Annotated in this window: 28 protein-coding genes; 18 read left to right on the top strand and 10 right to left on the bottom strand. The window is 63.8% G+C overall.

The annotated features are described in order from the left end of the window. Nucleotides 1-14: 14 nt before the first annotated feature. From QNA11_RS04160 to folE, 4 genes are read right to left on the bottom strand one after another with little or no spacing between them, the layout of a single operon-like run. Nucleotides 15-803, bottom strand: coding sequence for a manganese efflux pump (locus tag QNA11_RS04160; RefSeq protein ID WP_283482061.1), 789 nt, complete (start codon nt 801-803; stop codon nt 15-17). Nucleotides 804-855: 52 nt separating this feature from the next. Further along, nucleotides 856-1362 carry a hypothetical protein gene (locus QNA11_RS04155; RefSeq protein ID WP_283482060.1) on the bottom strand — a complete coding sequence of 169 codons (507 nt, stop codon included), beginning with the start codon at nt 1360-1362 and terminating at the stop codon, nt 856-858. Between the two features lie 4 nt (nt 1363-1366). After that, a complete protein-coding gene (gene hisI, locus QNA11_RS04150) occupies nt 1367-1756 on the bottom strand; it encodes a phosphoribosyl-AMP cyclohydrolase (protein ID WP_283482059.1) in 390 nt (129 codons plus the stop codon). Further along, on the bottom strand, nt 1756-2475 hold the full coding sequence (gene folE, locus QNA11_RS04145) for a GTP cyclohydrolase I FolE (protein WP_202071873.1): 720 nt from the start codon (nt 2473-2475) through the stop codon (nt 1756-1758). Before folE ends, hisI begins: the two co-directional genes overlap by 1 nt. 256 nt (nt 2476-2731) lie before the next feature. Between folE and QNA11_RS04140 the strand changes: the two genes are divergently transcribed. The 5 genes from QNA11_RS04140 (at nt 2732) to ruvA (ending at nt 5268) form a co-directional block, all read left to right on the top strand. Then, the gene (locus tag QNA11_RS04140) at nt 2732-3166 is read left to right on the top strand and encodes an iron-sulfur cluster assembly scaffold protein (protein ID WP_283484157.1); all 435 of its coding nucleotides are present in this window, start codon (nt 2732-2734) and stop codon (nt 3164-3166) included. Between the two features lie 285 nt (nt 3167-3451). Further along, entirely contained in the window at nt 3452-3691 is a 240-nt protein-coding gene (locus QNA11_RS04135; protein ID WP_281927840.1) for a hypothetical protein, read from the top strand. A 62-nt stretch (nt 3692-3753) separates the two neighbouring features. Next, a complete protein-coding gene (gene ruvC / locus QNA11_RS04130; RefSeq protein WP_281927842.1) occupies nt 3754-4263 on the top strand; it encodes a crossover junction endodeoxyribonuclease RuvC in 510 nt (169 codons plus the stop codon). Beyond that, nucleotides 4260-4637, top strand: coding sequence for a hypothetical protein (locus tag QNA11_RS04125; protein WP_283482058.1), 378 nt, complete (start codon nt 4260-4262; stop codon nt 4635-4637). Before ruvC ends, QNA11_RS04125 begins: the two co-directional genes overlap by 4 nt. Before the next feature lie 10 nt (nt 4638-4647). Then, nucleotides 4648-5268 carry a Holliday junction branch migration protein RuvA gene (gene ruvA, locus QNA11_RS04120; protein WP_283482057.1) on the top strand — a complete coding sequence of 207 codons (621 nt, stop codon included), beginning with the start codon at nt 4648-4650 and terminating at the stop codon, nt 5266-5268. A 171-nt stretch (nt 5269-5439) separates the two neighbouring features. Here the strand turns inward: ruvA and QNA11_RS04115 are convergent, their stop codons facing one another. Together QNA11_RS04115 and QNA11_RS04110 are read right to left on the bottom strand one after the other, a co-directional pair. Beyond that, on the bottom strand, nt 5440-5874 hold the full coding sequence (locus tag QNA11_RS04115) for a hypothetical protein (protein ID WP_283482056.1): 435 nt from the start codon (nt 5872-5874) through the stop codon (nt 5440-5442). A 107-nt stretch (nt 5875-5981) separates the two neighbouring features. After that, nucleotides 5982-6566: a Uma2 family endonuclease gene (locus QNA11_RS04110; protein WP_283482055.1), complete on the bottom strand. Its 585-nt coding sequence runs from the start codon at nt 6564-6566 to the stop codon at nt 5982-5984. 60 nt (nt 6567-6626) lie between these two features. On the opposite strand from QNA11_RS04110, the gene ruvB reads away from it, so the two are divergent. Next, nucleotides 6627-7667, top strand: coding sequence for a Holliday junction branch migration DNA helicase RuvB (ruvB, locus tag QNA11_RS04105; RefSeq protein ID WP_246744746.1), 1041 nt, complete (start codon nt 6627-6629; stop codon nt 7665-7667). 286 nt (nt 7668-7953) lie between these two features. Here ruvB and QNA11_RS04100 read toward each other — a convergent pair whose 3' ends face one another. Further along, nucleotides 7954-8520, bottom strand: coding sequence for a glyoxalase superfamily protein (locus QNA11_RS04100; RefSeq protein WP_283484156.1), 567 nt, complete (start codon nt 8518-8520; stop codon nt 7954-7956). Nucleotides 8521-9260: 740 nt separating this feature from the next. Here QNA11_RS04100 and QNA11_RS04095 point away from each other — a divergent pair. The 5 genes from QNA11_RS04095 to ybgC all read left to right on the top strand — a co-directional run bounded on the left by QNA11_RS04095 (nt 9261) and on the right by ybgC (nt 12333). After that, the gene (locus QNA11_RS04095) at nt 9261-9566 is read left to right on the top strand and encodes a hypothetical protein (protein WP_281927853.1); all 306 of its coding nucleotides are present in this window, start codon (nt 9261-9263) and stop codon (nt 9564-9566) included. Between the two features lie 264 nt (nt 9567-9830). Then, nucleotides 9831-11339, top strand: coding sequence for a PepSY domain-containing protein (locus tag QNA11_RS04090; protein ID WP_283482054.1), 1509 nt, complete (start codon nt 9831-9833; stop codon nt 11337-11339). 75 nt (nt 11340-11414) lie between these two features. Then, the gene (locus QNA11_RS04085) at nt 11415-11636 is read left to right on the top strand and encodes a hypothetical protein (protein WP_281927856.1); all 222 of its coding nucleotides are present in this window, start codon (nt 11415-11417) and stop codon (nt 11634-11636) included. Then, nucleotides 11633-11923: a type II toxin-antitoxin system RelE/ParE family toxin gene (locus QNA11_RS04080; protein ID WP_281927857.1), complete on the top strand. Its 291-nt coding sequence runs from the start codon at nt 11633-11635 to the stop codon at nt 11921-11923. The genes QNA11_RS04085 and QNA11_RS04080 overlap by 4 nt, the downstream gene beginning before the upstream one ends. Then, nucleotides 11920-12333 carry a tol-pal system-associated acyl-CoA thioesterase gene (gene ybgC, locus QNA11_RS04075; RefSeq protein ID WP_283482053.1) on the top strand — a complete coding sequence of 138 codons (414 nt, stop codon included), beginning with the start codon at nt 11920-11922 and terminating at the stop codon, nt 12331-12333. The genes QNA11_RS04080 and ybgC overlap by 4 nt, the downstream gene beginning before the upstream one ends. 223 nt (nt 12334-12556) lie before the next feature. Here ybgC and QNA11_RS04070 read toward each other — a convergent pair whose 3' ends face one another. Continuing rightward, a complete protein-coding gene (locus QNA11_RS04070) occupies nt 12557-13534 on the bottom strand; it encodes a PstS family phosphate ABC transporter substrate-binding protein (RefSeq protein WP_281927861.1) in 978 nt (325 codons plus the stop codon). 256 nt (nt 13535-13790) lie between these two features. On the opposite strand from QNA11_RS04070, the gene tolQ reads away from it, so the two are divergent. The 5 genes from tolQ to ung all read left to right on the top strand — a co-directional run bounded on the left by tolQ (nt 13791) and on the right by ung (nt 18457). Next, on the top strand, nt 13791-14531 hold the full coding sequence (tolQ, locus tag QNA11_RS04065) for a protein TolQ (protein ID WP_202071886.1): 741 nt from the start codon (nt 13791-13793) through the stop codon (nt 14529-14531). A gap of 3 nt (nt 14532-14534) precedes the next feature. Next, nucleotides 14535-14984 (top strand): ExbD/TolR family protein, encoded by a 450-nt coding sequence (locus tag QNA11_RS04060; RefSeq protein ID WP_202071887.1) that lies wholly within the window; start codon nt 14535-14537, stop codon nt 14982-14984. A gap of 7 nt (nt 14985-14991) precedes the next feature. Then, complete coding sequence (gene tolA, locus QNA11_RS04055; protein WP_283482052.1) at nt 14992-16188, top strand: cell envelope integrity protein TolA; 1197 nt, start codon at nt 14992-14994, stop codon at nt 16186-16188. A gap of 174 nt (nt 16189-16362) precedes the next feature. After that, nucleotides 16363-17664 carry a Tol-Pal system beta propeller repeat protein TolB gene (tolB, locus tag QNA11_RS04050; RefSeq protein WP_202071889.1) on the top strand — a complete coding sequence of 434 codons (1302 nt, stop codon included), beginning with the start codon at nt 16363-16365 and terminating at the stop codon, nt 17662-17664. 124 nt (nt 17665-17788) lie between these two features. Further along, a complete protein-coding gene (gene ung / locus QNA11_RS04045) occupies nt 17789-18457 on the top strand; it encodes a uracil-DNA glycosylase (protein WP_283482051.1) in 669 nt (222 codons plus the stop codon). 220 nt (nt 18458-18677) lie between these two features. On the opposite strand, the gene QNA11_RS04040 is transcribed toward ung, so the two are convergent. Next, a complete protein-coding gene (locus tag QNA11_RS04040; protein WP_283482050.1) occupies nt 18678-19319 on the bottom strand; it encodes a glutathione S-transferase family protein in 642 nt (213 codons plus the stop codon). A gap of 11 nt (nt 19320-19330) precedes the next feature. Beyond that, the gene (locus QNA11_RS04035; protein WP_283482049.1) at nt 19331-20440 is read right to left on the bottom strand and encodes a calcium:cation antiporter; all 1110 of its coding nucleotides are present in this window, start codon (nt 20438-20440) and stop codon (nt 19331-19333) included. 1204 nt (nt 20441-21644) lie between these two features. Between QNA11_RS04035 and uvrC the strand changes: the two genes are divergently transcribed. Next, nucleotides 21645-23630: an excinuclease ABC subunit UvrC gene (gene uvrC / locus QNA11_RS04030; RefSeq protein WP_283482048.1), complete on the top strand. Its 1986-nt coding sequence runs from the start codon at nt 21645-21647 to the stop codon at nt 23628-23630. Between the two features lie 323 nt (nt 23631-23953). Continuing rightward, a complete protein-coding gene (locus QNA11_RS04025; RefSeq protein ID WP_283482047.1) occupies nt 23954-25324 on the top strand; it encodes a multicopper oxidase domain-containing protein in 1371 nt (456 codons plus the stop codon). The last annotated feature ends 80 nt before the right edge of the window (nt 25325-25404 follow it).

Raw genomic sequence — 25404 nt, 5'->3', positions numbered from 1 at the left:
GCCTTTCGCGCATATCAAAACAACTGCTTCACCCCGATCAAGATCAAGGCGACGCCGCCAATCGTCGCGGCTTTGTCGGATATGCGTTTTTGAATGAAGAAATCAGCGACATAGTTTCCAGCGAAAAGCGCGCAGAAGCTGACCGCCGCAGACAAAACGCCCACCAGCAACGGGTCGACGCCCAGCACGCCTGCGGTCAGGCCGCCGCCGATATTGTTGATCGACAAGGCGAAGCCCAGCACGGTCCCTTCCAGGAAGTCGATGTGCTTGGAATCGTCGATGTCCGCGTGATGCGGCTTCGCCAAAATTGCGACGTGCTTCGTCGCGGTCTTTTCCTCGTGAATTCGCTCGTGCCAGCTTTGCAGGCGCGCGTGGAGGATCATCCACAAACCAAGCGCGCTCAACATCGCCATTGCGATGATCGATGCGACTTTGTCTCCAACCAGCGTAATGATCGAGCGGCCGAAATAGGCCGCCGCGGCTGAGATGATCAGAGTGATAACGGAAATCCAGGCGTTGACGGCGCCGCTGACCTTCGTCCCTTGAACGCTATAGGCGAGTCTTGCGCCAAGATTGTCCACATTGTTGGCGAGCGCAATCACCACCGCCGAAAGCACATGATGCATCGTCCACTGATCATGCGCGGCGCTGGACATCAGCAAGGCGAGGAGCACGAGCGTCGCATCGCTGATAGATGCGCCGAAGGCGACCACGATGGTGACGAAAATTGCGGATGCAAAGCTCCCGACGCTGGCCTCTTCGCCCCGTTCCTCATTGAAGCCGGGATGTTTCGCGCTGGTCAATTGACCCAAGCGAATGCAACGGCGGGGATCGACGTCGACGGCTCGAGGACCGTCATTTCCCAAGCTTTCTCGACGTGAGCTTGAGGCTGTGCTTGCCGGTCTCGACGTCATATTCCAGCACAGCCCGCCGGGAGGGGCAGCAATGCGGATCGTCGGGAAGCCACCGGTTGCCGGACAGGACGACCTTGTTCCCGTCGACACGCATGATCTCCCCGAGGAAACTCATGTCGCCAATTTCCGTGTCCCTAACGAGATTGCTTTTGCCGCGGCGCGTGACAACGAGATATTGGCCGTGTCTGTTTCCGCCGCCGCACATGGCGCTGTCGATCAATGTGATGTCGGTAGAATCGCCGACAGGGGCAAGCTCCACCCGGGTGATGTATTCAGAAGCGTCGTCGACCGATTGGGGACAGGCGGACTGACGCGCGACCAGCCCGCCGCCCTCGTCGTTTTTCAAGGCGCGATCGACGGCCTCCCGCGCGCTTCGCAATTCATCGCCGCGCGCGACGCCGGATAGTAGCGGCAGCGCCATCGCAACGATGAAAAGCCGCTTTCCCACCGCCTCACTCCGTGAAAATCAGCCGGCGCGCGCCGCCCTCGCTCGACAGGCTGCGATAAAAGCACGACTTGCGGCCCGTGTGGCAGGCTTTGCCGTCGCCGCCCGCCTCGACCATCAACTGAATGGCGTCCTGATCGCAATCGACGGACAGCGAGACCACGTGCTGGACCTGCCCCGACGTGTCGCCCTTGCGCCAGAGCGCATTGCGCGAGCGCGACCAGTAATGGGCGATCCCCGTCTCGATCGTCTTATCGAGCGCGAGCTGATTCATATAGGCGACCATGAGGATTTCGCGCGTCGCCGCCTCGACCGTCACGCAGACGATGAGGCCGTTGGCGTCGAAGCGGGGAGCGAATGCGCTCCCCTCCTCCAGCGCTGCTTTATCGGCGCCCATCAGCGCGCGCCGCGCAGCAATGTGTAAAAATGCGCCTGCTGCGCGGGATCGTCCTGGAAGACGCCCGAGAACTGGACGGTGACGGTGGAGGAGCCCTGCTTCAGCACGCCGCGCATGGACATGCACATATGCTCGGCCTCGACCAGCACGGCGACGCCGCGCGGATCGAGATGCGTCTCGATGGCCTCGGCGATCTGCGCGGTCATGGCCTCCTGCGTCTGCAGGCGCTTGGCGAAGACGTCGACGAGACGGGCGAGCTTGGAAAGCCCCACGACGCCGCCGGTCGGATAATAGGCGATATGCGCCTTGCCGATGAAGGGCACCACATGATGCTCGCAATGCGAGGTGAAGGGAATGTCGCGCACCAGGACGAGGTCGTTATAGCCCTCCACTTCCTCGAAGACGCGGGAGAGCACCTCGTCCGGGCTCTCGGCGTAGCCCCGGAAGAACTCCTCGTAAGCTTTCACGACGCGGCGCGGCGTCTCGAGAAGGCCTTCACGGTCGGGATTGTCGCCAGCCCAGCGCAGGAGGGTCCGCACGGCGGCCTCGGCCTCCTCGCGGCTGGGGCGTTCGAGCGTGGTCTTTTCGGCGAGCGCGGTCTTTTCGGATGGCGGCGCGGCGGCGCGGTTCTTGGTCGAGGAGGTGGAATCGGTCACTTTACTGTTGCGGTCTTCTTCAAAGCTGGGGCGAACTGGAAAGGTCTTAACCACGTCGTCCATGTGGAGCCTCCTCGACAATCGCGTCGCAAAACCCGCAACGCTGTCCCCCTGCGCTCAAGACGCAAGGGAAATTAACCTCAAATCATCGCCCCTCACCCGAGAAACCGCGAGAATTCGAGACTTCGCCTGAGCCATGCAAAAATTGCGGCGCCTCGGCGTTACGCCGGGACTTATGCTTTCGCATCAGCCCTCGGGTGTTCTATATAGAGGTCAGCGGGAGCGAAGGTAAGCCCCGCCCGTGAAGCCCGCGCCCAATATGCTCGACAAGGTCTACAACGCCCGCATTCTGGAACTCGCCGGAAATATCCCGCGGCTCGGCCGCCTTGCGAATCCGGACGCCACCGCCAAAGGCTATTCGAAGCTCTGCGGCTCGACGATCACCGTCGACCTCACCCTGCAAGACGGCAAGGTGACCGATTATGCGCATGAGCTGAAAGCTTGCGCGCTCGGCCAGGCCTCCGCCTCGATCATGGCTCGCAATGTGATCGGCGCGACGCCCGACGAGTTGCGCGAGGCCCGCGAGGCGCTGCGGAAAATGCTGAAAGAAAATGGCCCGCCCCCGACCGGCAAATGGGCCGACCTCGCTCTGCTCGAGCCCGTGCGGGACTATAAGGCGCGGCATGGCTCGACCATGCTCGCTTTCGACGCCGTCGCCGATGCGGTGGCGCAGGCGGAAGAGAAGACGGAATAAAACGCCGCCGACGCCTCCGCCCTAGCGGAGTTAGGCGACCTCCGCCGCTTTGATCCATCTGGCGAAGGGCGCAGAGGCCGGGCCCGGAGCGGCGGCTGAGGGAGCGCGGCTCGGGGGGGCGGCGGCGGCGCGGGCCACGGGCGCCGCGGCGGCGGCTGAAGCACGGACCGCAGGAGCCGCGGCGGCCGAAGCGCGGACCACGGGAGCTGCAGAAACACGGGTCGCGGGAGCTGCGGCAGGGGCCCTCAGACGAATCGGCGGGGCCTTCTCTTCCGGATAGGCGTCGTGGACGACCGCGAACAAATGCTCGAAAGCTTTCAGCGCCTTCGGCCCGATCTCTTTCCTCTGCAAGCCTCTTTGAATGATGATCTGCTCATAGATGCTGAGCATCCGCTCGGTTCTTTCCAGCTCCAAACATTCGGGAGCCGCGGCGAACTCGATTTTGAGGCGGGAACGCAACTGTTTGATAAAGGGCAAGGCTTGCATCGCGAATCTCCGACGAACATTCACTTTTTAGAAACCTAAGCTCTCCCCAGGCTGGCGAGACCGCGCTCGTCACAACGGGCGCGTTTCGGTTACCCTCGCATATGCTTTCGCCTCCGATTCGCATTCTCGGCATCGACCCCGGCCTCAGAAACACCGGCTGGGGCGTGATCGAGTCGCAAGGTTCGCGGCTCTCCTTCGTCGCTTGCGGGCGCGTGAAATCGGACGCTGCGCTCGACATGGGTCATCGGCTTCGCCAGCTCCACGAGGGCCTGATGGGAGTCATCGCCGACTATGAGCCTGATGAAGCGGCGGTGGAGGAAACCTTCGTCAACCGCGACCCGCAGTCGACGCTCAAGCTGGGACAGGCGCGCGGGGTGGCGCTGATGGCGCCGGCGCTCGCCGGGCTCGTCATCGGCGAATATGCCGCCAATCTCGTGAAAAAGACCGTGGTCGGCGCCGGTCACGCCGAAAAGGCGCAAGTCCAAATGATGGTGCGCGTGCTGCTGCCGGCGAGCCAGGCCTCCTCCGCAGACGCCGCCGATGCGTTGGCGGTCGCCATATGCCACGCCCAGCACCGGGGCGCCCGCGCGCTAAGGAAAGCCATCGGATGAAAAATACGCTCCTCTCCGCGGCGCTCGCCGCCGCATTCGCCGGCCCTGCCCTGGCCGCCTCGGCCGGAAAGGACTCGCCGCTTGGGCGCTATGCGCTCGACGGCGCGGCTTGCAAGGCCAAGGACTATTTCGTCACCCTCACGGATGACGCCGTCACTTTGCCGACCCTCGGCTGCAAGGGCGTCTCCTATGACCAAACGGAGAACAAGGGCGGCCGCGCGGTCTATGCGGTGACGGCCCGCTCTTGTCTGGGCGAGGAGCCGGGCCAGCCCCGCAAGGAGAGCTTCACCCTCGTCCTCGACGCCGCCGGGCTGCAGATCCTCTGGGCCGACGGCGCCAAAAGCGCGGTCTTCATGCGCTGCGGCAAACTGTGATCGGCCCGTCATGATCGGCAAGCTCAAGGGCCTCATCGACAGCTATGGCGAAGATTACGTTATCCTTGACGTGAATGGCGTCGGCTATGTCGTGCATTGCTCGGGCCGCACGCTGCAGAAGCTGCCCCGTCCCGGCGAGGCGGCGGCGCTCTCGATCGAGACGCAAGTGCGCGAGGATGCGATCAGGCTCTTCGGCTTCGAGGCCGAGGCCGAACGCGAATGGTTCAAGCTGTTGCAGACGGTTCAGGGCGTCGGCTCGAAGGTCGCGCTCGGGATTCTTTCCATCCTCTCGGTGTCCGAGCTCGGCTCCGCCATCGCCACGCAGGACAAGGCCATGGTGGCGCGCGCTTCTGGCGTCGGGCCGAAGCTTGCCGCCCGTATCGTCGCGGAGCTGAAGGATAAGGCGCCGGCCTTCGCCTCTATCGACCCTGTGGTGGCGAAGCTCGCCGGCGTAGATGAAGACGCGGGCGCCCCCTCCGCCGTGCGCGACGCCATTTCGGCGCTGGTCAATCTCGGCTACGCCCGCCCCCAGGCCGCCGCCGCCGTCGCCGCGAGCGTGAAGGCTTTAGGCGACGGCGCGGAAACTGGCGCGCTGATCCGCCAGGGGCTCAAGGAGCTGGCGAAGGCGTGAGCGGGCGCGCCCTCATCCGACCCCTGCTGACGCAGGGGCCACCTTCTCCCGCAAGCGGGAGAAGGAATCGCGTCGAAGGGTAAGTGATCCACAATCTTGCAGCTTTTCCCCTTCTCCCGCGGGCGGGAGAAGGTGGCCCTCGCGTCAGCGAGGGTCGGATGAGGGCGCGCCCTACTCCACGTGAACATTCACCCGCTTCGTCCGCACTTCGCCATCCGAAAAACGCAGCGTGAAGACGAACGTATCATCGCCCGCAAAGCCACGCGCCGGGCGGTAGCGGATCATGGTCCCTGAAATCGGGCGGTCGTTGCAATAGGCATAGCGGTGTTCGTCGCCATAGGCGATCTCGCCACGCTTCTTGACCACAGCGGCCCTGCCATATCTGGGCGCCTCGATGATCCAGGCGGCCGAGTCCGACGTCTTCCGGCATCTCGCCGAGGTTGTGACGAACGGCCCAAGCAGCGCGCCGCCGTTGCGTTCGATATTCGCGTCGACCGTCTCGGAAGCCTCGCCGCTCAAAATCTCGCCCGTCCCGGCCAGGGCCGGTCCCACGGCCGCCAAGCTGACGCCGATCGCCAAAAACAGGCGCGAGATATTGCAACGCATATTTGCCCCCTAACCAAGTTCTCAACGAACCATCGAGAGGCACGGTAGCCGGACTGAGCCACCGATCACGTTTGCCAGCGCACAATGCGAGCGGGGATGTAATGCGCTCAGGCGGCGAGAACGTCGCGGTAAACCTCCTCGAGCGTTATGTCAAAGCTGATCGCCGGCAGCCGCAACATCTCCGAGGCGGCGGCGAGCCTGGGGCGCTCGAAGAAGCCGCCCTCGACCCGGTCGAAGACGTCGACCGCGAAATAGTCCCGCTCGACCAGCACATAATGCTGAAGCGAGGGTAATCGCCGGTAGAAGCCCCATTTCTCCCAGCGGTCGCGCTGGGCCGAGCCTTTGGAGACAACCTCGACAAGCACGACCGGATCGTCGATCGAGGTCGCGTCCGGCGGCAAGGGCCCGCAGCGCACCATGACGTCCGGGAAGCAGGCGAGATCGAGCTGCCGTTCCTTGAGCCAGAAGGTCTCCTGGAAGGGCCGGCAATCCGAGCCGCGGCGGCGAAAGTCGTTCAACATCGCCGTGGCGATGTTCTGGCAGATGCGGTTGTGCTGCCAGCGCGCGCCCACCATCATGCGCACGACCCGGCCACCGATCAGCTCCCACTTTTCATCGGCGGGCTTATCGGCCAAAAGTTCCTCGAAATCGTCGAGGGACATATACTCATAGAGCGAGGACGGGCGATTCACGGCGCGGCTCCGTTTGGCGAAGAATAGCATAGCGCGCGCGCCGGCGCATTGGAGCGATCCTTGACCACCCCTCCCCGGCGCTTAGTCTCCCCCGAACAGCGCGACGACGACACCGATTCCAGCCTGCGGCCGCTGACGCTCGCCGACTTCACCGGCCAGGAGGCGGCGCGCGCCAATCTCAAAATCTTCATCGAGGCCGCCAAGACGCGCGGCGACGCGCTCGACCATGTGCTGCTGGTCGGCCCGCCCGGACTCGGCAAAACGACGCTCGCGCAAATCGTGGCGCGCGAGATGGGGGTCAATTTCCGCTCGACCTCGGGCCCCGTCATCGCCAAGGCCGGCGATCTCGCGGCGCAGCTCACCAATCTCGAGCCGCGCGACGTGCTTTTCATCGACGAAATCCACAGGCTCAATCCGGCGGTGGAGGAAATCCTCTACCCCGCCATGGAGGATTTCCAGCTCGACCTCATCATCGGCGAGGGACCGGCGGCGCGCTCGGTGAAGATCGACCTCGCCAAATTCACGCTTGTCGGCGCAACGACCCGCGCCGGCCTGCTGACGACGCCGCTGCGCGATCGTTTCGGCATTCCGGTGCGGCTGAATTTCTATACGGCGGCGGAATTGGAGCTGATCATCAAGCGCGGCGCGCGGGTCATCGGCGTCGGCATGAGCGATGAAGGTGCAAGAGAGATCGCGCGCCGCTCGCGCGGCACGCCGCGCATTGCCGGGCGCCTGCTGCGCCGCGTGCGCGACTTCGCGGTTGTCGAAGACGCCGCCACGATCACCCGCGAGCTTGCCGACCGTTCGCTTTCCCTGCTCGAGGTCGACTCCATCGGCCTCGACATCATGGACCGGCGCTACCTCGACATGGTCGCGCTGAATTTCGGCGGCGGCCCGGTGGGGATCGAGACGATCGCCGCCGCTCTGTCCGAGCCGCGCGACGCGATCGAGGACATTATCGAACCCTATCTGCTGCAGCAGGGATTCCTGCAACGCACGCCGCGCGGAAGGCTGCTCACGCCGCACGCCTTCCGGCATTTGGGGTTGGCGGAGCCGGCACGGCCGGCTGGGCAGTTCGGGTTGTTCGGGGAAGAGGACTAGGGAGTGTGGACCAGCCTGATCCGTTCGCGGATCGTTGCGAGTTGCACGAAGCCGAGAAAGCTTGAAGCCAGCTTGTCATATCGGGTTGCGATGCAGCGAGAGTGCTTGAGACGGTTGAAGAAGCGCTCGATGCGATTGCGCAGCGCGTATTTGGCCTTGTCGACCGGCTTCTGGATCTTCCGGTTCGACTTGGTTGGAATGACCGGTCGGCCCCGCGCCGTTCGAGGTCTTTGCGGATGGCGTCACTGTCGTAAGCGGATCGCCAATGCAGCGGGAGGGGCCCAATTCACCCGAGACCGATGCTTTGTCGGTGCTTGAGCTCCGTGAACCGAATGCGGTTATTGAAGGGATCGATGACCTGTAGTTCTATCCGGTCGCCCTCATCCTGAAGTCCAGGCTTCATGTAGCGATAGTCCTGGGTCTGAAGTTCTTTGTGAAGGTTGCGGATGCCCGTCATGTAGACGCACATGTTGCCACCGGGGGTGGCATCTCCCGCATGTTCCGATAGGTGCAGCCTGAGCCCTGATCGCGAGATTTGCATGTAGAGCGGGAAGTTGTCGCCGTAGCAGTGTTCCCAATCGACGGTGAAACCGAGAAATCCGAGATAGAACTCGTTCGCCTTCTCGACATCGAAGATGCGGACGATGGGTACCGCCTGTTCGAGGGAAATCCCGTCGTCGGATCGCGCGGCCTCGTCATCATCGATTTTCGCCGACAGGACATTCCAGTTCGACAGCCCGAACTGGCGGGCGATGATTTCCAGCGCCTCGCTGTGAGTGATCGTCGCCCCACGCTCGGCAAGTGCTTCCCGCATGGCTTTTGCCATGGCCTTTGCATCGCGATAGTCGCGCATGTCCGTTTCCTTCGTCACGGCGAAGTCTTCGTCAGCGCCCGCATTACCAACGCCTTCGCCCGACGGTTGAACGGTCAGGAAGGATTGAACGGGAGGCATTCGCCATGCCCCCTTAGGGGCGCGGGCTGCTGGCCGCCTCCAGCCATAAAGCCAGCTTAGCGATGGGGTCCACCGTTGTCAGCAAAGAAGTTACACAACGGATTTGGATCAGGTTTGTCCACACGACCTAGACGGCAGAAACTGACATCGTGTTGCAAAAAGCCAGCTATCTTTGTCGCCAATCACTATTTCAGCTCCAATCTCTTGCCGCCGCCAAACAAGCCGCCAGCAATATACAAAGTCATCTTATACCATTTCCGGTTGAATAGCTCGCGGCGGGGCGTGTCATTCTCGGCGGGCTGAAAGCCCGACCGGGAATCCAGAGCCGCAAGGGTTTGGTTTTGCTCTGGATTCCCGATCGCTCGCTTTGCGAGCGCCGGGAATGACACCGAACCAATCGCGTTAAAGATGAATAGCTGCCGCCTTATCAAGCCACTTATACTTACAAAATAAATTCAATATACATTTTGTATTGGACATCTGTCGCTAATTACCAATACAGTTTCGATCGTAATTATTTCGCAATACTGTTCGCTATGCGACAAATCAGCCCTTGACGTCACCGAAACCCCGGCTAATTTCGCCGCGCTGCTCGACTGACGAGCAAATTTGGCGACGATTAAAAATTAGGCAGGACGGAAATGATCCAGGAATTCCAGTACAAGGGCGAAACCTTCCGCGTGAATGCGCATGGCGTCGCAGGGCATGAGGAAGTCTTCATCATACATCTCGTCGACGACGAGGAGATGGGCGAAATCTCCATCGACCGCATGACCGAGGAAAATGACACCTCCGCGCCGATCGAGGCGATCTGCGTGATGCTCTGCGACAAGCTCATCATCGAGCAGGAAATCGAGTGCGCCGATCCCGATGCCGGCTTCGCCTGGGTCGAGGGCAATCGCATCCGCAAGGTCCTGCCCAGCAACACGGGCGCGGCGGCGCATTGATTTTTACCCAGCGACGCGGCGCCGGAGAAGTTCGACGCCGCGCCAAGCATTCTTTGAAACAAAATGGATTTTCCCCGGAGGGGGCGCCTCTGCCGTGGCATTGACGGATTTCCTATTCATAAGGTAGATTATTAACCGGCCGATGGCGCGGCCTTGCTCCCGCCCTCGTCAAATCTTCAGAAAGCGTAAGGCCACCGCGATTGGCGGGGACGCCGTCGTCCGCGCTGGAGAGGGTTTATCTACCGAAAAGACAGGAATATTCCGATGCGGCTGCTCTTTTTCGTTCATCGCTGGGTGGGCGTCGCGCTCGCCCTCTTTATGCTGCTGTGGTTCTCCTCGGGCCTGATCATCGCCAATTCCGGCTCGATCGCCCTCTCCCGAAGCGCGCAACTGGGGCACGCCCAAAAGCTCGATCCCGCCGCCGGCTGGCTCTCGCTCGGCGAGGCGCTGCAACGAAGCGGATGGAAGGGCGCCGTCACTGAAGCGCGGCTGCTGCGTCTCGGCGAGGAGCCGGCCTGGCTCGTCGAGAGCGAGGACGGGAAGCGCGTTCCCCTATCTGCGCAGGATGGGAGCCGGATCGAGGTCACGACCCCGATCGCGCAGCGGATCGCCTATGACTGGCTCGCCGCGGAAGGCACCGCGCAGGGCGTCGCCTATCTCGATACGGTCGACATGGTGATCGGCCTGCGCAACGCCGAAGCGCTGAAACCCTTTCATCGCTTTTCGACCGACGACGGCGTGATTGTCGTCGTGTCGGCGAAAAGCGGCGAGGTGCTGCAGGCGGCGACCCGCGCGCAGCGCATCCTCTATTACGTCGGCGGCTGGGTTCATCTCTTCCGGCCGCTCGATCTCCTCGGCGCCGGAGAATGGCGCCGAAGCGCGCTGACCTATGCGGGCCTCTTCGCCTTCGTTGGGGCGCTGACCGGCGTCGTCATCGGCTGGCTGAAATGGAAACCCGGCTTCTTCGGCCGGCCCACCTATGCGCGCGGCCGCACCCAGCCCTATCGCGAGACCTGGTTCAAATATCACTTCTGGGCCGGGCTCATTGGCGGCGTCTTCGCGCTGTTGTGGGCCGGCAGCGGCTTTCTCTCGACCAATCCGGGCGACATCTTCTCTTCGGCGACGCCGAGCCGAGACGAGCTTGCGCGCTATCGCGGCGGCGACCTGCCGCACGTCGCGAAGGAGTGGGCTCCGTCGAAGGAAGCAGTCGGGGCGGACATCGTGGAACTGCGCTGGTCGCGTCTCGGCGACGACGCCGTGCTGCTTGGCTACGACCGCGACGGCGCCCGCCGCGCGCTGCCGATCCCGGGCGCGCAGACGAGCTTCGACGAGACGGCGCTCGTCTCCGCCGCGCAGCGCCTCGCCGGCGCGACGACGATCGCCGCGGCGGAGCGCATCGAGGAGTATGACAGCTATTATTTCGCTGGCCATGGCGCGGGCGCTTTCGACCGGCCGCTGCCGGCGCTGCGCGTCGATCTCGCCGACGCGCTGCATGGCGCGCTTTATCTCGACCCGCAGGACGGCCGCCTGCTGCTGAAGATCGACGACAAACGCCGCGCCTGGCGCTGGCTGTATTCCGCCGTGCATCACTGGGATTTCGGCTGGTTCGCCCATCACCCGCTGGCGCGTCGGGTGTGGATCGTGACCTGGGTTCTGTTCGGCCTGACGCTCGCGACGAGCGCAGTCGTCCTCGCCTGGCGGCGCCTGCGGCGCAGCCTCCCGCAGCGCGCCGCCGAGGAGCCGTCGCGAGAGGCGACCGTTCCCGCGGAATAAAATTCCGACAGGCCGCGCCAGCGTTGGCGCGGCCGCCTCCCTGCGCTTTTTGGTGAAGCGTGCTATATTGCCCGCATGACCCAGCTCGCCCAACGCGCCGCCGACGCCCTCGCCCGCATGCCGGAAGACATGCAGGAACGCGCCGTCGCTTTTCTCGAAGAGCAGGCGGAAAAGCTCGCCATTATGCGCGCCCTCGTCCAGGAGGCGCTGGACGATGTCGACGCGGGGCGAGTGTCCGAATGGAATCTCGATGAATTTTTGAAAGAGATGCATGAACAGCGGCGCGCCGCCGAATGAAGATCAGGAGGTCGGCCGCCGCCCGGGACGATCTCGAGCGCATTTACCGCTATTTTGCCGGCCTCAACCCATACGCGGCCAAGCGAATTATCATCGAGATAGATCAGAAATTCAGCATGCTTGCAGACAACCCGCGGTTGGGACGAGAGCGGCCAGAGTTCAGGATTGGCGCGCGGAGCTTCGTTTCCCGTAATTATGTCATCCTCTATCGTATCAGCGAAGCCGAGCTCATGATCTTGCGTGTGCTCGACGGCCGCATGGATATTGAGACGCAGCTCGATAAATGATGCCCCATACCCTCCCCGTCCGCGTCTATTGGGAAGACACCGACGCCTCCGGCCTCGTCTATCACGCCTCCTATATCCGCTTCATGGAGCGCGGGCGCACGGAGCTTTTGCGGTCGATCGGCATTGATCAACGCCCCCTGCTCGAAGGCGGCGCGGACGCCCCGACATTCTTCGTGGTGCGGGCGATGCAGCTCGAATTCCTGCGGCCGGCGGTGATGGACGACGCGCTGTCGGTCGAAACGCGCGTGCTCGAACTCGGCGGCGCCTCGCTGTCGCTGGAACAGCGCGTGCTTCGCGGCGTAGAAACGCTGGCGACGGCGGTCGTCAAAGTTGTCTGCGTCGAGAGCGGCCGCGCCAAACGCTTGCCGCCGGACGTAAGAGCGAAATTCGAAAACGTGCTCGCCCGCTGAGCTGCGCATTTTCCGTTTGAGCGGTTCGAATTGGGGCTTGAATCATTCCCGGCGAGCTGACCGGGGAATCCAGAGCCCACAAATACGCTGGGTTTGCCCAGAGCCCGTCATTGCGAGCGAAGCGAAGCAATCCAGGGCTGCGATGCGGCCCTGGATTGCTTCGTCGGCTCTGCCTCCTCGCAAATGACGGCGGGGACAGCGAACCAATCAAGCGGATCAGGTATCACTCCGCCGAAACGAGAAGGCCCAAACGCGTCAGCTCGTGTTCGCGAATATTGCGCGTTATCGGATAATAGCCCCCGCGCTTGGCCTGCGTCTGGCCGTCCTTCGAGAGAATATATTTGACGAATTCGCCAGAGAGCGTGTCCATCGGCGCCTTTGGGTCTTTCATCAAATAAACGTAGAGCCCACGCGCGAGCGGATATTTGCGCGTATAAGCGCTCTCGAAAGAGGTGTCGTAGCACTTCTTGCCCTGGCTTTGCGCCACGGGAACGGCGCGCACGCCGCTGGTCTTGTAGCCAATGCCCGAGTAGCCGATCGCCGCGGCGTCCGCCGACACGGCGCTCACGACCGCCTCGGAACCCGGCTCCATATGCACGGTGGTCTTGAAATCGGCGCCGCCGAGCGCTTGCTGCTTGAAGAGTTTATGCGTGCCCGAAAGAGAATTGCGGCTGTACATTGTGATGGGTTTGCGCGCCCATTCGCCGGTCAATCCCAGCTCTCCCCAGGTGTGAATGCTCTTCCCGTCGCCATTTTTGGGATCGGCGGAAAAAATGCGCTCGACCTCCTCCATGGCGAAGCATGTAATCGGATTATCCTTGTGCACATAGATCGCTAGGGCGTCGACGGCGACCAAAACGGCGGTGGGCTTGTATCCGAATTTCGCCTCGAAGGCGTCGATCTCGTCGACTGTCATTTGGCGCGACATGGGGCCAAGCTGCGCCTCGCCCGAGAGCAGCGCCGGCGGCGCAGTGTTCGAGCCTTTGCCGTCGATTTCGATTTGCACGCCCGGGTAAATGGTTTTGAACCCGTCGGCCCAGAGCTCCATCTCATGGAGCATTGTGTCGGAGCCGACCGACTTCAGCTTTCCCGAAAGCGACGGCAGACGCTTATAGGGCGAGAGCTCCAGATCGAGCGAAAAAGCGGCGCTGGCGGAAAGTGCGCAAGCGGCGACGATGGCGGAAAGGAAAGGGAGTTTCATGGCGATGCTTCGAAAGGTTAGAATTGGTCTGAAGAAACATTTCAGCAATGATGTGACACGCGCGTGACGAGGCGCGCGGAATCCACGAGCCGCCGAACCCATTTTTCAAGGTTCTTTAACCCTTACCGCTTGTTAATTCTTCCGCGATAAGTATCGTTGTGCGCCGCACCCGCGGCCCAGAAAAGGGCGGAATCGCGGGGAATAAGGGGCGCTGCTGATACTGCAAGCGCGCGCCATTCCGCTTCAAGGACAAATCATGAATCCAACCGACATCGCCGCGACAGCCGCAGGCGCCGCCCCCGCCGCCGACATCACCATCTGGAGCATGTTCTGGGGCGCGCATATCGTCGTGAAATTCGTGATGGTGGGCCTGCTCCTCGCCTCGGTCTGGTGCTGGGCGATCATTATCGACAAGACGCTGCTCTTTGCGCGCCTTCGCCGGGCGATGGATCGTTTCGAGGAGAGCTTCTGGTCCGGCAATTCGCTCGAGGAGCTCTACGGCAAGCTCTCCGAGCGCCCGACCACCGGCATGGCGACGCTCTTCGTCGCAGCGATGAAGGAATGGAAGCGCTCCTTCCAGACAGGCGCCAGCGCCAGCTTCATGGGCCTGCAGGCGCGCATCGAGAAAGTGCTCGACGTCTCCATCGCCCGCGAGGTCGAGAAGCTCGAATCCAATCTGCTCGTGCTCGCGACGGTCGCCTCGGCCGGCCCCTTCGTCGGCCTCTTCGGCACGGTCTGGGGCATCATGACCTCCTTCCGCTCGATCGCCGCCTCGAAGAACACCTCCCTCGCCGTCGTGGCGCCGGGCATTGCGGAAGCGCTGCTCGCCACCGCCATCGGCCTTTTCGCCGCCATTCCGGCGCTCATCGCCTACAATAAGATGCAGGGCGACGTCGCCAAGGCCCAGGCGCGCATGGAGAGCTTCGCCGACGAATTCTCGGCCATTCTCTCCCGCCAGATCGACCAGCACGCGGCCAACCGCGATCGGGCGGCCTGACCCATGGGCGCCTCGGTTTCCGCTCCCGGACGCAAGGGCGGCAGGCGCCGCCGCGGCGTGCCGCGCTATGGCGCCATGGCCGAAATCAACATGACGCCCTTCATCGACGTCATGCTGGTGCTGCTCATCATCTTCATGGTCGCGGCGCCCTTGCTCGCGACCGGCGTCGCCGTCGATCTGCCGCAGACCAAGGCGGGCCAGCTCAATATCGACCAGAAGCCTGTCTCGATCGCCATCGACGACAAGGGCCAGATCTTCCTGATGGATCAGCCGGTCGAGGTGGCACAGCTTCTCGACAAGCTCAAGGACGCGGCGAAACAGGGCTTCGACGAGCGCATCTATGTGCGCGGCTCCAAGGCGGTGAATTACGGCCGCGTGGCCGAGGTCATGTCGCTCGTCACCACGGCGGGCTACAAGAAAGTCGCTCTGGTGACGGAGCAGGAGAAGAAGTGAGGCTCGAATGAGAGTTTCGCGCTCCGAGCCAGGCGTCGTCATCTCCTCCGCGGCCCATGCGGGCCTGCTGGTGGCGGCGCTTGTCTTGTTCTCTGACGCGCGGAAATTCGAGGACGCCCCGGAGACGATCCCAGTCGAGGTCGTCACCGACGACGCGCTCACGCAAGTAACGAAGGGCGAGAAGACGGCGCGCGATCCAAAGCCCGCGCCGCGCGTCGACAAGGTCGCCAAGGAGAGCGAGACCAAGCCCCATCCGCCGCTCGCCGAAGCCAAGAAGGATGTGCCGACCCCTCCCCCGCCCTTGAAACGCCTGCCCGACCCCGGCGCAGACGACAGGCCCGAGCCGACGCCCCCGAAACGCGTCGCCGCTCTGCCGCCTGCGCCGGAACCGCCGGAACGTCCGGTCGAGAAAAAGCCCGAGCCGCCGAAGCCTGTCGAAAAGCCCGCCGAAGCGAAGCCGACGCCGCCCGTCAAGCCGAAGGCCGCCGCGCCCGAGGAGAAGGAGCGGGATGAGCCCAAGGACGCCCAGGTCGTGAAGCCAAAGCCCCCCGTGCGCCCCAAGCCCGAGAAGGAAGCCAAGGAAGAGCCGAAGCCCGCGCCCGAGAAGCCGAAAGAGACGCGGCTGAAGACGGACGAAGTAGCGAAACTGCTCCAAAGCAAAAAGGCCGAGGAAAAGCCGGCGAAGCCCCAGAACAATGCCGAAGGCGAAACGGCGGAGAAGAGCGCCAAGGGCGCGAAGCCAAAATCGGGCGACGAGAGCGCGCCCAAGTCGAAATTCGACGCCGCGAATATCGCCAATCTCCTGAGCAAGGAAGCGCCGCAGCGCCGGGAATCGACGGGCAAGGAGATCAAGACCGCGTCGCTCGGCGCGCCGGAGGGAGCGGCGGCGAAAATGTCGGCGTCGATGGAGGCGCGCATCGCCTCTTACATCCACGATCACTACCACCCCTGTTGGGCCTCGGGCCTCTCGCTGGGCGGCGCCACCTTCGCGCCTGTCGTGGAGTTTCACTTGTCGCGCGAGGGCGCGCTGGAAGGCCGCCCGCGCCTGGTGAACCCTTCCGCCAATCCGGTGGAACAGGCGCGCGGCGAGCAGGCGGTGCAGGCCGTGCGCCGCTGCAGCCCGATGCGGATTCCAGCGGAATTCATGCCTTATTACGAGGAAGCGCTGCATGAAGTGACCATCCGCTTCCAGGATGCGAATTGATGCGCGCGTCGCTGCTGATTATGCCCCCTCCCCAGCCCTCCCCCGCTTCGCGGGAGAGGGAGCAAATTGCCGCCTCCTTCAAGATTTCGGCGATTGCCGATCGTGAGCGTCCCCTCTCCCGCGAAGCGGGGGAGGGACAGGGAGGGGGCCTTTCCATCTCATGAGACCCTCTAAATGACCCGCCTCATCACTCGCCGCGCCGCCGCCGGACTCATCGCCAGCGCCGCTCTCGCGCCTTTCGCGCCCGCGCGCGCCGGCCGCATCATCGACCTCAAGGGCGGCGGCTTCCAGCCGACCAATATCGCCGTCGCGCCCTTCGTCGGCGACGAGGCCGCGCGCACGATCACTTCCGTCGCGACAAATAATTTCAAGCGCTCGGTCTTCCTGCGGCCGGTCGACGCCAATGTCGGCGAGGCGGGCTCGCCCGATCAGCCGGACCTGGCTGTCTATAAGACGGTCAACGCTCAGTTCGTTCTCACCGGCCGCTCGGTGCGCGCCGGCGACGGGCGCCTCAAGACAGAGTTTCGCCTCTTCGACGTCACCACCGGCGAGCAGGTCGCCGGCCAGCAATATGTGACGGAAGCCTCCAACCTGCGCCGCGTCGCGCATCTCCTCTCGGACGCAGTCTTCTCCCGCATCACCGGCGAGAAGGGCTTCTTCGACACGCGCATCGTCTTCGTCGACGAGAGCGGCCCCAAAGATAAGCGCCGCAAGCGCCTCGCCATGATGGATCAGGACGGCGCCAATGTGCGCTATCTGACCCGCGGCGACGAACTCGTCGTCACTCCGCGCTTCTCGCCCTCCTCGCTCGACGTCACCTATATGGCCTTCAACGACGAGGGCGAGCCGAAGGTTCTCTTGATGAATATCGAGAACAGCCAGCGTGAGGTCGTCGGCAATTTCCCCGGCATGACCTTCTCGCCGCGCTTCTCGCCCGACGGGCAGAAGATCATCATGTCGCTGTCGCAGGGCTCGTCCACCAATCTCTATACGATGGACCTGCGCTCGCGCACGACGACGCGGCTGACCGACACCAGCGCCATCGACACGGCGCCCTCCTATTCGCCGGACGGCGCGCGCATCTGTTTCGAGAGCGACCGCGGCGGCTCGCAGCAGATCTACGTCATGGGCGCGCATGGCGGCGAGGCCAAGCGCATCTCCTTCGGCGGCGGCCGCTATTCGACGCCCGTGTGGAGCCCCAAGGGCGACTACATCGCCTTCACCAAGCAGAACGGCGGCAATTTCTCCATCGGCGTGATGAAGACCGACGGCTCCGGCGAGCGCATCCTGACCGAGGGCTTCCACAATGAGGGGCCGACCTGGGCGCCGAATGGCCTGTTCCTGATGTTCTTCCGCGAAAGCGGCGGCGCGGGCGGGCCGAAGATTTACATGGTCGACGTCTTCGGCCGCTCGGAAGCGCTGGTGCCGACGCCGAACTACGCCAGCGATCCGGCGTGGGGGCCGTTGCAGGATTGAGATCGCATTCGTCATTGCGAGCGAAGCGAAGCAATCCAGAGCCACGCCCGCTGCCCTGGATTGCTTCGCTGCGCTCGCAATGACGAAGCTGACGGACACTTGGCCTCATGCTACACGCCGCTTCATGACCAAGCCTGTCCGCATCGATGAAAGCTGGAAGAGGCGTCTCGCCACCGAATTCGAGAAGGCCTATTTCGCCGACCTTCGAGAATTCGTGCGCGTGGAATACGCCTCCTGCGCGGTCTATCCGCCAGCGGCGCAAATTTTCCGCGCCTTCGACGAATGTCCTTTTGATCAAGTGAAGGTCGTCATCCTGGGCCAGGACCCCTACCACGGGCCCGGTCAGGCGAATGGGCTTTGCTTTGCGGTCGGCGCCGGCGTGGCGCCGCCGCCTTCCCTGCAGAATATCTTCAAGGAGATCGAGGCCGATCTCGGACATCCTGTGTCGCGCGATCCCGACCTTTCACGCTGGGCGAAACAAGGTGTTCTGCTTCTAAACGCGACGCTCACCGTGCGCGCTTCGCAGGCCGGATCGCATCAGAACAAGGGCTGGGAGCAATTCACCGACGCCGCCGTCCATGCGCTGTCGCGCGAGCGTGAGGGAATCGTCTTCATGCTCTGGGGCGCTTATGCGCGGCGCAAGGGCGCCGGCATCGACCGCAAGAAGCATCTTGTGCTCGAATGCGCCCACCCCTCCCCGCTTTCGGCGCATAATGGCTTCTTCGGTTGCAAGCATTTCTCCAAGGCGAACGACTATCTCGTCGCGCATGGCCTGACGCCGATCGAGTGGTGATACCGCTTTCCGTTTGAACGGCTCACGTTGAGGAATGTCATTCCCGGCGGGCTGAAAGCCCGACCGGGAATCCAGAGCCCTAGTAGCTTGTGTTGCTCTGGATTCCCGATCGCTCGCTGCGCGAGCGTCGGGAATGACAGCGAACCAACCGCGCGGATCTCATATGGCTCATTCCGGCTCTGGATTCCCGAGCTGGCCTTCGGCCCGTCGGGAATAATCCTCACCCCTTGGCCGCCGCAGCCGCTTCGTGAATCGCCAGAAGCTGCTTGTCCGTCTCTGTGACGCGCAAGACGGAAGGCCGCGATCCGATGCGCTCGATATAAGCGGAAACCTCGGGCGTCATCGGCACGAGGCCGAAGCTTGTGGTCCAGCGCAGCGCCGTCCCCCAGAGAATGTCGGCGGCCGAGAAACGCGCGCCGAGCAGATAGGGCCCCGCCGCGAGTTGCTTGTTGATCAGCGTCATCACGCTGTCGAAATCGCCATAAGGACAGGTGCGCTGCGGCGGCTCCGTCTTCATGAAGCGATCCATGATCGCCGGCTCGAAGGCAGAGCCGTAGAACACGAGCCAACGCAGATAAGACCCGCGCAGCGGATCGCCGATCTGCGGCGCGAGTTTCTTTTGCGGAAAGGCGTCTGCGAGATAGATGAAGCTCGCGCCGAGCTCGGTCACCAATGCGCCATTGTGCACGATGGCCGGAACCTTGCCCATCGGATTGACGGCGAGATACTCGGGCTCGCGCTGCGCGCCCACTTTGAAATTCAAATCCTTCAATGTGTAGGGCGCATCGAGCTCCTCGAGCAGAATGAGCACGCTGGACGAACGCGTATTGGGAGAATGATAGAAAATCAGATCGCCGCTCATCTCTTCCCCGCTCAGGGCGCGAATAGGAAAAAGGCATATGCCGCAAAGACGACGAGATGCACAAGGCCGGTCAGCACATTGGTGCGGCCGGCGCCGAAGCTGACGACGGACAGCATCAGCGTCAGCATCAGCATGGCGGAGTCGCGGTGATCGAGCCCGAAGACAATCTCGCGGCCAGAGGCGAGGCTCATCAGCGCCACGGCCGGCACGGTGAGACCGATCGTCGCCACGACCGAGCCGAGCGCCCCGTTCAGGCTCGTCTGCAAAGCGTTGCGGGCGGCCGCGCGGACCGAATTCATGCCTTCGGGCATGAGCACGAGGACGGCCACGGCGGCGCCGGTCACAGGGTTGACCTCCTCGACGCCCGCCCATTTCAGCGCTTCTTCGAGCCCCGGAATGACGTGCTCGGCCAGCAGCGACACGCCCGTTAGACTCGCGCCGAGACCGACGAGCGAGATCAAGGCCTGGTTCAGCGTCGGTTTCGCGCCCATGTGACCGATGGCCGCCAAGCGCGCATCGATGAAATAAGCGCGGTGGCGCACCGTCTGGATGAAGAGAAAAGCGCAATAGAGCAGGATCGAGAGCACGCTCACAAAGCCGAGCTGCGCGCGCGACAGCGTCGGGCCCGGCGTCGAGGTCGTGTAATTCGGCAAGATGAGCGTCAGCATCGACAGAGCGATGAGCACGGCGAGATAGGCGCTCGCGCCCATAGGATGAAGCTCCTGCTCGCCATGACGGAAGCCGCCGAGCAGCAGGCACAGGCCCACGAGCCCATTGCAGACGATCATGATCGCCGAGAACACCGCCTCGCGCGCCTCGGTCGGATTATCCGAGCCATGCGTCGTCATCGAGGACATGATGGCGACCTCGATGATCGTCACCGCGATGGTGAGGACGAGCGTGCCCAAGGGCTCGCCAACTCTCGCGCCGATCCGCCCGGCGTGCTGCAGCGTCGCGAAGACCGACCCGATGACGAGAATGGCCGCGACGAGCGACGGCGCCCAGGCGAGCGTCGGCGGCAAGGCGTCGAGCCAGCGCTCCCCTGCCGCGAATATCGCCACGAGGCCGAGCGCGAGCACGGGAAAAATAACGCCCCCGACCGTGATTTTACCGCCGCTCATAACGCCCTCGATAGCCGTCGAATTATGGCGGCGAGTTTTGACGTCGCTTTGGGCGCGGCGCAAGGGCGGGCGGGCGAATCTTGCGTTTGCCACTCGCGCCGTTTGAACACACAGGGACTCACCGCCGTCATTGCGAGGAGGCGAAGCCGACGAAGCAATCCAGCGCCGCATCGCCGCCCTGGATTGCTTCGCTTCGCTCGCAATGACGGGCTCTGGGCAAAACCAGCGCCTGTTGTGGCTCTGGATTCCCGGTCGGGCTTTCAGCCCGCCGGGAATGACACGCGCCCGATGCGAGCGGTTCAAACGGAAATGGTGTCATAGCTCTGTTCCATGTGCCTCTCGGAAAAGCCGCCCAGCCCCAAGCGCCCCGCCGCCGATTTCCGGCGCAGGATGATCCAGGAAGCCGGAACGCCCCGGCCCCGTTCGGCCGGTAGCGTGAAAGAATAAGCGCATCGGAACCAGAGCGTCCCGGCTGCGGTCTTTATTCGCGCGCACCTTTCCGGGCCGAAGTAGCGCCATCTAAGTGGCGGTTCCTCCGTCCGGCACGACCGCCAGACGGCGGCCGCTTCTTTCCCGGAGGCTTTAGGGCCTCCGAGCGCGTCGCAAGGGCCTCGACATGCGCCGCCTCCGTCCCGCCGGCGCTTTCCCTTTCGGTACTCGGGCCGCGTGTCGCGGGCGCGGAAACTATGCCCAGCCTTTGCGTGGATTGCGCCACGCAATCTCCCCACGAAGGAGAGACCCGGCGGGCGGCGCCGGATGCCCGCACGGAACGAGAGTCGCGTCCCGCGCTTAACCGACCCCGCCGGCGCCGCCGACCCTGACGACGCCCCTGCAAGTTGGCGAGGCGGGGCGAAGGATAAGGGAGGTTTTGGGGGGTGGGGATAAATTGGGGAGCAAATTTCTCGAAGAAGCCGCGCTCTGCCCCTCTCCCCGCGCGTGCGCGGGGAGAGGTTGGGTGAGGGGCTCGGGGATGAGTGGAAGCAATAAACGCCGGAGGGCGCCAGGGCTCGTAATGCACGCCCGGGCTCCGGCCCCGGCCCCTCACCCAGCCTCTCCCCACAAGCGGGGAGAGGAGCGAACGGCGATCCGGCCCTGATAGAAAGGTGACAGTTTCCCTGCGGCCGAGAGGGCAACCGAGCTTTGGCGAAGGCACGGGCTCGGAAACCCTTCCCATCGCCGCAAACGCGGCATAAATCCTTATAGGATGACCCCTCCCCCCTCACAGACGCGCGACCTTCCGCCCGAGGATGACGACGCCTTCGACGCGCCCGACGCCGTGCCGGAGACCAGCGAGACGCCCCCGGAAGACGACGCCCCGCAGACGCCCGAGAGCGTCAAGCGCGGCGTCGGCGTCATCAAATCCTATTGGAAGCATGCGCCGAACGGCCCCGGCGTCTATCGCATGATCGCCGAGAATGGCGAGGTGCTCTATGTCGGCAAGGCCAAGAATGTCCGGAAGCGCGTTGCGAGCTATACGCGCCTTGCCGGCCATGTGAACCGCATCGCCCGCATGATCTCGGCGACCGTCTCCATGGTCTTCATCTCGGTAGAGACCGAGACCGAGGCGCTGCTGCTCGAGGCCAATCTCATCAAGCAGTTGAAGCCGCGCTTCAACGTGCTGATGCGCGACGACAAGTCGTTTCCCTATATTTTCATCGCCCGCGACCATGCGGCGCCGCAGATCGCCAAGCATCGCGGCGCGCGCGTGCGCAAGGGCGATTATTACGGGCCCTTCGCCAGCGTCTGGGCGGTCAATCGCGCGCTCAATGCGCTGGAGCGCGCCTTTCTGCTGCGTTCCTGCGCGCAGAGCTTTTACGACAATCGCACGCGGCCCTGCCTGCTCTACCAGATCAAGCGCTGCGCTGGGCCCTGCACCGGCGAGATTTCGACTGAAGACTATGGCGTCCTCGTGCAGGAGGCGCGCGACTTTCTCTCCGGCAAAAGCCGCAGCGTGCGCGAACAGCTCGCCACCGAGATGACGGAAGCGGCCGAGCGGCTCGAATTCGAGCGGGCCGCGCGGCTGCGCGATCGTATTTCCGCCCTCTCGGCCATACAGGGCGCGCAGGGCATTAATCCCCGCACGGTCGAAGAGGCCGACGTCTTCGCCATCGCCAAGGATGCGGGGCGCTTCTGCATCGAGGCCTTTTTCTTCCGCGCCTATCAGAACTGGGGGAACCGCTCCTATTTCCCGCGCGCCGACGCGAGCCTGTCGGAGGCGGAAGTTCTCGACGCCTTTCTGGCGCAATTCTACGACGAGCATCCGTCTGCGCGCTGCGTGCTGCTGTCGCACCAAATCGAAGACAGCGCGCTGCTGGAGGACGCGCTTTCCGCGAAGCTGCGCCGGAACGTCGACGTCATTGCGCCCCAGCGCGGCGAAAAGCGCGAGCTTGTCGAACATGCGCTCAACAATGCGAAGCAGGCGCTCGGCCGCAAGCTTGCGGAGGACGCGAGCCAGTTGCGGCTGCTGGCGGCCTTGGGCGAGGTCTTCGGCCTGCCGCACGCCCCGCGCCGCGTCGAGGTCTACGACAATTCGCATACGGGCGGATCGCAGGCGATCGGCGCGATGGTTGTCGCCGGCCCGGCGGGTTTCATGAAGGCGCATTACCGCACCTTCAACATCAAGAGCACAGAGATCACGCCGGGCGACGATTATGGCATGATGCGCGAAGTGCTGACGCGCCGCTTCGCCCGCCTCGCCAAGGAGCCGGAGAAGGAGACCGATCCGGAGGCCTTTCCGGCAAAGCCCGATCTCGTGCTGATCGACGGCGGGCGCGGCCAGTTCGACGTGGCGCGTGAAGCCTTGCGCGAGAGCGGCGTCGAGGGCGTGGCGCTGGCCTCGATCGCCAAGGGCCGTGATCGCGACGCCGGACGCGAGCAATTCTTCATCGAGGGGCGCGAAGCCTTCCGTCTGCCGCCGCATGATCCGGCGCTGTATTTCGTGCAGAGGCTGCGCGACGAAGCGCATCGCTTCGCCATCGGCACGCATCGGGCGCGGCGCAAGAAGGAATTCACCAAGAACCCGCTCGATGAGATTGCCGGCATCGGGCCGTCGCGCAAGCGCGCGCTGCTTCTGGCCTTCGGCTCGGCGAAGGGCGTCTCGCGAGCGGCGCTGTCGGATCTGGAGAAGACGCCGGGCATCAACAAGGCGACGGCGCGGATGGTGTATGACCATTTTCAGCGCGGGGATTGAAGAGTCACAGATCCCGGGGGCCGTCATGGCCGGGCTCGTCCCGGCCACCCACGCCGTGGGGCACGGCCCGACAAGACGCGTTATCGCTATGGGTAAGGTCCATGCAGGGCTTTGGAGGCTGCAGAGACTTGCCCGGCATTAGCTGTGACTTGCTTGGCGTGGATGCCCGCGACAAGCGCGGGCATGACGAGGGTAGCGACGTGAAAGCCTGCGCAGCAGGCGTCTCGAAGCGCGAGGGGCGTCACCAGCGCTGCGCCTTTTCATTGCGGAGGGTTCGCCTAGTTAACTGCCGCACGCATCTCCATCCGCCAGAGGCTCGGCCGATGAAGCCAGACAGAGCCCTTCTGTTCTTCTGCGTGATTTTGGCCCTGCTCGCTTGGGCTCCTTTCGCCTTTTCGCAGGAAGACGCGGCGGCGCGAACTGTCGTCTATACGCTGCGGTCGGGGATTGCCGAGGGGCGGCTCGTCTTCCTGGGCGTCGGCGGCGCGATCGACGAGAAAGTTAATCCGGCGCTCGTCTTCCACGACGGCGAGCGCGCCCAGATCAATCTCGTCAACGGCGAGGGCGCGGAGCACGACATTGTCATCGAGTTTTACGGCGTGCGGTCGAACCGCGTCGTGGACAAAGGCGCGAGCAGCGCGGTCTCGTTCTTTGCCGACAAGACAGGCGAGTTTACCTATTACTGCTCGGTTCCCGGCCATCGCGACGCGGGCATGCAGGGCAAGATCAGGGTCGAGCCGGGGCCGCGCAGCAAGGCGAAGCTCGTCGCATCGGACATATCGCGCGATCCTTCCGACCTGCCCCGGCCGGTCGGCGCCCGCGGGCCGCGGACCTTGCGCGTCGATCTCACGACCATCGAGACCGATGGCCGGCTCGACGACAAGACGACCTATCAGTTCTGGACCTTCGGCGGCAAGGTTCCCGGCCCCTTCATCCGGGCGCGAGTCGGCGACACGCTGGAAGTGCATTTGAAGAACGACTCGAGCAGCGTGCTGGCGCATTCGGTGGATTTTCACGCCGCCATCGGCCCCGGCGGCGGCGCGCGCTTCACGCAAGCCGATCCCGGCGAGGAAAAGGTCTTCAGCTTCGAAGCGACGACGCCAGGCCTCTTCGTCTATCACTGCGCCACGCCGAGCATTGCGCAGCATGTCGCCAACGGCATGTATGGTCTCGTGCTGATCGAGCCCGAAGGCGGATTGCCGGAGGCGGACCGCGAATTCTACGTCATGCAGGGCGAGCTCTATACGACCAAGCCTTTCGGGACCCAGGGTCGACAGGAATTGGATTACGAGAAGCTGATGGCCGAGCAGCCGGAATATTTCCTGTTCAACGGCGCCGTCGGCGCGCTGACGGCGGAGCATCCGCTACGGGCGGAGCGCGGCGAGAATGTCCGTATCTTTTTCGGCGTGGGCGGGCCGAATTTTACGTCGGCGCTGCATTTGATCGGCGGCCTCTTCGACCGCGTCAGACGCACCGAGCCGCTGATTGTGCGCGAGAGAGGCGCACAAACGGTTTCAGTTGCCCCTGGGGACGCGGCGATTGTTGAATTCGACGTGCGGCGCGGCGGCCAATATGTTCTGATCGACCACGCGCTCTCCCGGATGGAGCGCGGGCTTGTCGGCGATCTGATCGTCGAGGGGCCGCGCGACGACGCTTTGATGCATGAGGGGCCGGAGAGGCGGCGAGATGACTGAGCGGCGGGATGAAATGAGCGCCCTCATCCGACCCCGCTTCGCGGGGCCACCTTCTCCCGTAAACGGGAGAAGGAATCGCG

Source organism: Methylocystis sp. JR02 (assembly GCF_030063565.1).
Taxonomy (GTDB): Bacteria; Pseudomonadota; Alphaproteobacteria; order Rhizobiales; family Beijerinckiaceae; genus Methylocystis; species Methylocystis iwaonis.
Note: the sequence above shows the minus strand (reverse complement) of the source record. Positions and strands in the feature narration are given on the sequence as shown.

What these genes read in the sequence shown, in the direction of transcription:
- hisI (WP_283482059.1), bottom strand. Translation starts at nt 1,756, where the DNA reads ATGGGCGCCGATAAAGCAGCGCTGGAGGAGGGGAGCGCATTCGCTCCC.
- folE (WP_202071873.1), bottom strand. Translation starts at nt 2,475, where the DNA reads ATGGACGACGTGGTTAAGACCTTTCCAGTTCGCCCCAGCTTTGAAGAA.
- QNA11_RS04140 (WP_283484157.1), top strand. Translation starts at nt 2,732, where the DNA reads ATGCTCGACAAGGTCTACAACGCCCGCATTCTGGAACTCGCCGGAAAT.
- ruvC (WP_281927842.1), top strand. Translation starts at nt 3,754, where the DNA reads ATGCTTTCGCCTCCGATTCGCATTCTCGGCATCGACCCCGGCCTCAGA.
- QNA11_RS04125 (WP_283482058.1), top strand. Translation starts at nt 4,260, where the DNA reads ATGAAAAATACGCTCCTCTCCGCGGCGCTCGCCGCCGCATTCGCCGGC.
- ruvA (WP_283482057.1), top strand. Translation starts at nt 4,648, where the DNA reads ATGATCGGCAAGCTCAAGGGCCTCATCGACAGCTATGGCGAAGATTAC.
- QNA11_RS04115 (WP_283482056.1), bottom strand. Translation starts at nt 5,874, where the DNA reads ATGCGTTGCAATATCTCGCGCCTGTTTTTGGCGATCGGCGTCAGCTTG.
- QNA11_RS04100 (WP_283484156.1), bottom strand. Translation starts at nt 8,520, where the DNA reads ATGCGCGACTATCGCGATGCAAAGGCCATGGCAAAAGCCATGCGGGAA.
- QNA11_RS04095 (WP_281927853.1), top strand. Translation starts at nt 9,261, where the DNA reads ATGATCCAGGAATTCCAGTACAAGGGCGAAACCTTCCGCGTGAATGCG.
- QNA11_RS04090 (WP_283482054.1), top strand. Translation starts at nt 9,831, where the DNA reads ATGCGGCTGCTCTTTTTCGTTCATCGCTGGGTGGGCGTCGCGCTCGCC.
- QNA11_RS04085 (WP_281927856.1), top strand. Translation starts at nt 11,415, where the DNA reads ATGACCCAGCTCGCCCAACGCGCCGCCGACGCCCTCGCCCGCATGCCG.
- QNA11_RS04080 (WP_281927857.1), top strand. Translation starts at nt 11,633, where the DNA reads ATGAAGATCAGGAGGTCGGCCGCCGCCCGGGACGATCTCGAGCGCATT.
- ybgC (WP_283482053.1), top strand. Translation starts at nt 11,920, where the DNA reads ATGATGCCCCATACCCTCCCCGTCCGCGTCTATTGGGAAGACACCGAC.
- QNA11_RS04070 (WP_281927861.1), bottom strand. Translation starts at nt 13,534, where the DNA reads ATGAAACTCCCTTTCCTTTCCGCCATCGTCGCCGCTTGCGCACTTTCC.
- tolQ (WP_202071886.1), top strand. Translation starts at nt 13,791, where the DNA reads ATGAATCCAACCGACATCGCCGCGACAGCCGCAGGCGCCGCCCCCGCC.
- QNA11_RS04060 (WP_202071887.1), top strand. Translation starts at nt 14,535, where the DNA reads ATGGGCGCCTCGGTTTCCGCTCCCGGACGCAAGGGCGGCAGGCGCCGC.
- tolA (WP_283482052.1), top strand. Translation starts at nt 14,992, where the DNA reads ATGAGAGTTTCGCGCTCCGAGCCAGGCGTCGTCATCTCCTCCGCGGCC.
- tolB (WP_202071889.1), top strand. Translation starts at nt 16,363, where the DNA reads ATGACCCGCCTCATCACTCGCCGCGCCGCCGCCGGACTCATCGCCAGC.
- ung (WP_283482051.1), top strand. Translation starts at nt 17,789, where the DNA reads ATGACCAAGCCTGTCCGCATCGATGAAAGCTGGAAGAGGCGTCTCGCC.
- QNA11_RS04040 (WP_283482050.1), bottom strand. Translation starts at nt 19,319, where the DNA reads ATGAGCGGCGATCTGATTTTCTATCATTCTCCCAATACGCGTTCGTCC.
- QNA11_RS04035 (WP_283482049.1), bottom strand. Translation starts at nt 20,440, where the DNA reads ATGAGCGGCGGTAAAATCACGGTCGGGGGCGTTATTTTTCCCGTGCTC.
- uvrC (WP_283482048.1), top strand. Translation starts at nt 21,645, where the DNA reads ATGACCCCTCCCCCCTCACAGACGCGCGACCTTCCGCCCGAGGATGAC.
- QNA11_RS04025 (WP_283482047.1), top strand. Translation starts at nt 23,954, where the DNA reads ATGAAGCCAGACAGAGCCCTTCTGTTCTTCTGCGTGATTTTGGCCCTG.